At 60.3% G+C, this 5,578-nt stretch carries 6 protein-coding genes; 3 read left to right on the top strand and 3 right to left on the bottom strand.

The window, feature by feature from the left end:
* Positions 1-34: 34 nt before the first annotated feature.
* Both HX869_RS30500 and HX869_RS30495 read right to left on the bottom strand, forming a co-directional pair.
* Positions 35-1,312 (bottom strand): ATP-binding protein, encoded by a 1,278-nt coding sequence (locus tag HX869_RS30500; protein ID WP_087693018.1) that lies wholly within the window; start codon positions 1,310-1,312, stop codon positions 35-37.
* The gene (locus tag HX869_RS30495; protein ID WP_003217561.1) at positions 1,313-2,020 is read right to left on the bottom strand and encodes a winged helix-turn-helix domain-containing protein; all 708 of its coding nucleotides are present in this window, start codon (positions 2,018-2,020) and stop codon (positions 1,313-1,315) included.
* 246 nt (positions 2,021-2,266) lie between these two features.
* Here HX869_RS30495 and HX869_RS30490 point away from each other — a divergent pair, with 246 nt between their 5' ends.
* Together HX869_RS30490 and HX869_RS30485 are read left to right on the top strand one after the other, a co-directional pair.
* Positions 2,267-2,653, top strand: coding sequence for an ectoine synthase (locus HX869_RS30490; RefSeq protein WP_178904123.1), 387 nt, complete (start codon positions 2,267-2,269; stop codon positions 2,651-2,653).
* A gap of 31 nt (positions 2,654-2,684) precedes the next feature.
* Entirely contained in the window at positions 2,685-3,884 is a 1,200-nt protein-coding gene (locus tag HX869_RS30485) for an MFS transporter (RefSeq protein ID WP_087693019.1), read from the top strand.
* Here HX869_RS30485 and HX869_RS30480 read toward each other — a convergent pair.
* A complete protein-coding gene (locus HX869_RS30480) occupies positions 3,840-4,442 on the bottom strand; it encodes a tRNA-(ms[2]io[6]A)-hydroxylase (RefSeq protein ID WP_008431008.1) in 603 nt (200 codons plus the stop codon). The genes HX869_RS30485 and HX869_RS30480 overlap by 45 nt on opposite strands.
* A 151-nt stretch (positions 4,443-4,593) precedes the next feature.
* Here HX869_RS30480 and HX869_RS30475 point away from each other — a divergent pair, with 151 nt between their 5' ends.
* Entirely contained in the window at positions 4,594-5,454 is an 861-nt protein-coding gene (locus tag HX869_RS30475) for a universal stress protein (protein ID WP_010171159.1), read from the top strand.
* Positions 5,455-5,578: the final 124 nt, after the last annotated feature.

Genomic DNA, 5,578 nt, shown 5'->3' with positions numbered 1-5,578 from the left:
GCTCCCACATTTGATCTCCATGGCTCCTGGATGATTACTCGGCATACGCCCAGGTCATCCGAAACGATGCCCCGCCCCACTCCGAATCCAGCACTTCAACCTGCCCGCCATGCCATTGGCACACCCGCCGCACCAGCGCCAGGCCGAGGCCGAAGCCACCGGTGCGGCGGTCACGGCTGGCGTCCAGGCGCAGGAACGGCTCGAAAATCTTCCCTCGCCCTTCCACCGGCACACCGGGCCCGTCGTCATTGACCCGTACTTCATAGCCGGTGCCAAACTTCACCAGCGACACTTCCACACGCCGGTCGGCGTAGCGAATTGCATTGCGCAACAGGTTGATCACCGCCCGTGCCATAAAGCGCGGCTCGATACGGATGTAATCGACTTCACAGGTGCGCAGCAGCAACTGCACGCCTGCCGCCTCGGCCTCCAGGGCGACGCTGCCGATCACACTGTCGAGCCAGCTGTGGGCCTCGATGCTTTCCCGGGTGATCTGCGTGGCGCCGCGTTCCAGGCTGGCGTAGGTCAACAGTTCCGAGACCATTTCTTCCAGCTCGCCGAGGTCGGCATACATGTCGGCGATCAGTGCGCGGCTCTCCCGTGGATCGGCCTGTTGCTTGAGCTGGTCGAGCTCAAACGACAGCCGCGCAATCGGCGTACGCAGCTCGTGAGACACGGCGTTGGTCAACTCGCGCTGGTTGGCGATCAGGCTTTCAATGCGCTCGGCCATCTGGTTGAAGTGCCCCGCCAGCTCGCGCACGGTAGAACGGCGCGGCAGCAGGATGCGCGAGCCGAGATCGTTGTCACCGAAACGTTGCGCGGCCAGGCGGATATGCTCCAGGTCACGCCAATGGGGCCGAACCCAGAAGTACAGGACAATCGCCAGGCACAGGCCGAGAAAGCCATAGGCCCACATGTACAGCCACTTGGGCTCTTCCGGCAGTTTGATTTCCAGCAGTTGGTGGCCGCCGTCGATGTTGGAGATGAACTCCATGAAATCCCCACGCACCACCAACTCGCCACTGGCCAGCAGTTGCTGTTCACGCTCGGTAAGTTTCAGCCTGTCCCGCTGCACCAGCGCCAGGCGCAACCCATAGTGCGGTTGCAACTCGGCCAGGCGGGCGGCGCGCGCTTCCCCCGTCACCGGCCGCAATTGTTCCACCACCCCATACGCCGGGCCGCGCAGGGCTTCGCGGTTGTAGGTTTCGTTGGCCTCCGGCAACAGCTCATCGAAGGTGTAGTTCACCAGCCAGATCGCCCCGGCCAAGCCAATGGCCAGGATGATATACAGACGCAGAAACAGCCTTAACATCTAGACCTCCCAGGCGAACGGATTGAACAGGTAGCCCTTGCCCCAGATGGTCTTGATGCACACCGGTTCCCGGGGGTTGTCATTGAGCTTGCCGCGCAGCTTGCTGATGTACACGTCGACGCTGCGGTTGAGCCCGTCAAAGGCAATACCGCGCATGCGGTTGAGAATGTCATCGCGGGAGAGGATTTTCCCGGCGGCGCTGGCCAGCAACCACAGCAGTTCGAATTCCATGGTGGTCAGGTCGATCTTCTCCCCGCCCAGGCTCACCACACGGCAACTGCGGTCGATGGCCAGGCGGCCGAACTCAAGGGCGCCGCGCACCGTGGGTTCCGGCGCCTGGCGACGTTGCAGGGCGCGCAGGCGAGCCAGCAGCACAGGCGGCTTGATCGGCTTGATCACATAATCATCGGCGCCGGACTCCAGGCCGAGGATGTGGTCGAGGTCGTCTTCCTTGGCGGTGAGGATCACGATGGGCGTGTCGGACACGTTGCGAATTTCACGGCACACATGCAGGCCGCTCTGGCCGGGCAGCATCAGGTCGAGCACGACGATCTTCGGCTTGAACTCCAGGAACGCCGCCAGCGCCAGATCGCCGCGGTGCACGGCCAGCACCTCGAAGCCATGCTGGGACAGGAAATGGGCGATCAGCCCTGCCAGCTTCTCATCGTCCTCCACGAGCAAGACCTTGCCGAGACCCAAGTTATCCATAAATTTCCAGTGCACGCGCGGATTGAAGTGTGCGCATTATAGGTGGCAAGCCGGCAGACTAAAGCAGCTGGCCATCACTGGCCGACGAAGCTTCATGCTTTTAAGAGTTTTTAACAGTTTCACCGCAGTCTTTAACTCGGTACCGTCCGCCAGATGCGCCCCACACGCTTTTCGGAAGTGTCGCTGATGACAACACCACAAACACAAGAGAATCATGGCCCTCTACCTACATAGCGGGAGAAAACCATGTTCGTTCGTCACAAATCAGACATAGAAAACACCGCGCACTTTGTCGAATGGGGCGCTGGCACCAGCCATCGGTTGCTGACGGAAAAGGACGGGATGGGTTATACCGTCTGCCACACCGTCGTGCGTGCCGGCACCGAGTCACTGCTGCAATACCGTAATCATCTGGAGGCTTGCTACTGCATCGCCGGTGAGGGTGAAGTCGAAGATATGGACGGTAACGTCTACCCGATCCGCCCCGGTGATATTTATGCGCTGGACCAACACGACTGCCATTATCTAAGGGGCGGAAAGGATCAGGACCTGGTGCTGGTCAGCGTATTCAACCCGCCGCTCAAGGGCGATGAGCGCCACAATCTCACGGATACATCCGGCTCAGGCTACTGACGACGATTTGACTCAAGGACACGAGCACACGATGCGCAAGGATTACCTGGCTTTCTTCATTTCACTGTTTCTGTCACGCCTGGCCGACCAGATTCTGTTGTTCATCGTGCCGTTGATCGTGTTCCAGACCACTAACAGTGTGTCGTGGGCGGGCCTGGCGTTTTTTGTCGAATCCTTGCCGCGTTACCTGTCGTTCCCGGTGTGCGGGGCGTTGTGCGACAAATATCCCGCCGTGCGCGTCCTGCATATCAGCCAGGTGTACCGGGCGCTGGCGTGTGTGGCGGCGGTGCTGCTGTATGGAATGTTCGACGGGATTTACTGGATTGTCATGCTTTCGGCGCTGTGCGGCGTGTTGACCACCCAGGGCATCATGGCCCGGGAGGTGCTGCTGCCGCATATCTTCAAGCATTACACCTACGCCAAGACCTTGTCCTACTCGCAGATTGCCGACCAGACCGGGCTGGTGCTGGGCCCGCTGGTGGCGGCGCTGATGTTGGGCGTCTGGGCCTGGCACTGGGTCGTGCTGGGGGTTGCCGGGCTGTTCCTGCTGGCGGACCTGGCGATGCGCATCTGGCAACGCCACACCACGGTCAATCTTGAAACTTTCGAGCAGCACAACGACATCTGGCTGCAACCGTTGCGCGTTGCCTTCGGGCATATCCGCGACCTGCCGGAGCTGAAAAGGATTATCGCCCTGGCGGTGGGTGTGAACCTGATCATCGGCGTCACCCTCGCCACTTCCGCCGCGATGGTCATTGGCCAATACGCCGCCGGCAAGGACACCTACGCCGGGTTGCAGGCGGCCGGCGCGCTGGTGACCATCGCCATCCTGTTTTTCCTGGCGCGCGCTTCCCTGCCGCTCAAGGTGCTGGGCGGTTTGTCGTATTCGATGATTGCCGTGGGAGCGTTGATCACGGCCATCAGCCCGAATGTGTGGGCTTACGCCGTGGGTTTCCTGCTGCTGACCGGTTTCGACAAGATGTTCAACGTGTACATCCGCAGCGTCCGACAACGGGTAATCCCGGCCCGGGACTTTGGCAAGACGGTGGGCGTGCTGACCTTGCTCAACAACCTCTCGCAGCCGCTGGCCGGTTTGCTGATCGCACTGCTGGCGGCGCCGCTGGGGACACAGGCGGTGATCCTGATACTCGCCGGGATCACCGCGTTGCTCGGTGCAGCGGTTGCGTCAGGCTGGCACGCCGCTGTGAAAGCGGAACTCGACGTCCGGTGACTCGATCAGTTCCTGCTCGGCGGCGCGTACACGGTCGATGACCTGGGCGATGTCCTTGGCGTCGCCGTACTGGTAAGCCAGTTTCAGGTAACCCTGGAAATGCCGGGCCTCGCTTTTCAGCAGGCCGAAATAGAACTTGCCGAGTTCTTCGTCCAAATGCGGCACCAGTGCTTCGAAACGCTCGCAACTGCGGGCTTCGATAAACGCGCCGACCACCAGGGTATCCACCAGTTTGACCGGTTCATGGCTGCGCACCACCTTGCGCAAACCCGAAGCGTAGCGGCCGGCGGACAGCTGGCGCAGCTCGATCTTGCGCTTCTTCATCAGGCGCATGACTTGCTCATGGTGCACCAGTTCTTCCCGTGCCAGGCGTGACATCAGGTTGATCAGGTCGACGTGGGAATGGTACTTGGCGATCAGGCTCAAGGCGGTGCTGGCGGCCTTGAATTCACAGTTCTTGTGGTCGATCAGCAGGGTTTCCTGGTCGGCCAACGCGGCCTGGACCCAGCCGTCGGGGGTGCGGCAACCGAGGAATTCGTGGATTTCTGGCAGGTTCATCGGGCTCACGGGCAAAGATTCACAAAAGGCCGGCGATTATACCGACCGCGCCGCAGACCGCCAGCTACCGGGCTTGATGTGCATCAACATGACGTGTGCCGGGCAGCAACTATAGTTGTTCCACGCCCACCCTTTTTTGGAGAATCCGACCATGCAAGCCATACGCAGCATCCTGGTGGTCATCGAGCCTGAGCATTCGGAAAGCCTGGCCCTCAAGCGCGCCAAGCTGATTGCCGGCGTCACCGGGGCACATTTGCATTTGTTGGTGTGTGACAAGAAGCACGAGCATTCTGCGATGTTGAGCCTGCTGAAGGCCGGTTTGCAGGAGGATGGCTACAGCGTCACCACCGAACAGGCGTGGAATGACAGCCTGCATGAAACCATCATCGACGTGCAGCAGGCAGAGGGTTGTGGGTTGGTGGTCAAGCAGCATTTCGCTGACAGCCCGCTGAAAAAGGCGCTGTTGACGCCTGCCGACTGGAAGTTGATGCGTTACTGCCCGACTCCGGTGCTGCTGGTGAAGACGTCCAGGCCTTGGGCTGGCGGGGTGATTCTGGCGGCGATTGATGTGGGGAACTCTGATGCGGAGCACCAGGCGCTGCATAACTCGATCATTGATCATGGTTTTGATATCGCGAGTTTGGCGAAGGCGCAGTTGCATGTGATCAGTGCGCATCCGTCGCCGATGCTGTCGGCGGCGGATCCGGTATTTCAGCTCAAGGAGACGATCGAGGCACGCTATCGTGAGCAGTGCAAGGCGTTCCAGGCGGAGTTTGATATTGACGACACTCATCTGCATATCGAGGAAGGGCCGGCGGATGTGTTGATTCCTCACGCGGCGCACAAGTGGCAGGCGGCGGTGACCATCATTGGTACGGTGGCGCGCACCGGGATTTCCGGGGCGTTGATCGGGAATACGGCGGAGGTGGTGCTGGATGCGGTGGACAGTGATGTGTTGGTGCTTAAGCCGCAGGAGTTGATGGATCATCTGGAAGAGCTGGCTAATGGGTGATGCTTCTTTTTGGGGGCATATCCGTTTTTGGGGGATGGCTTGTATTGGTTCCGCTCTTACAGCGGGTCACTTTTGAAAGGAGCCCAAAAGTAACCAAAAGGCTCTTGCCCCACCACTCGGCACC

Source organism: Pseudomonas sp. P7779, from assembly GCF_013386315.1.
Classification (GTDB): Bacteria; Pseudomonadota; Gammaproteobacteria; order Pseudomonadales; family Pseudomonadaceae; genus Aquipseudomonas.
Note: the sequence above shows the minus strand (reverse complement) of the source record. Positions and strands in the feature narration are given on the sequence as shown.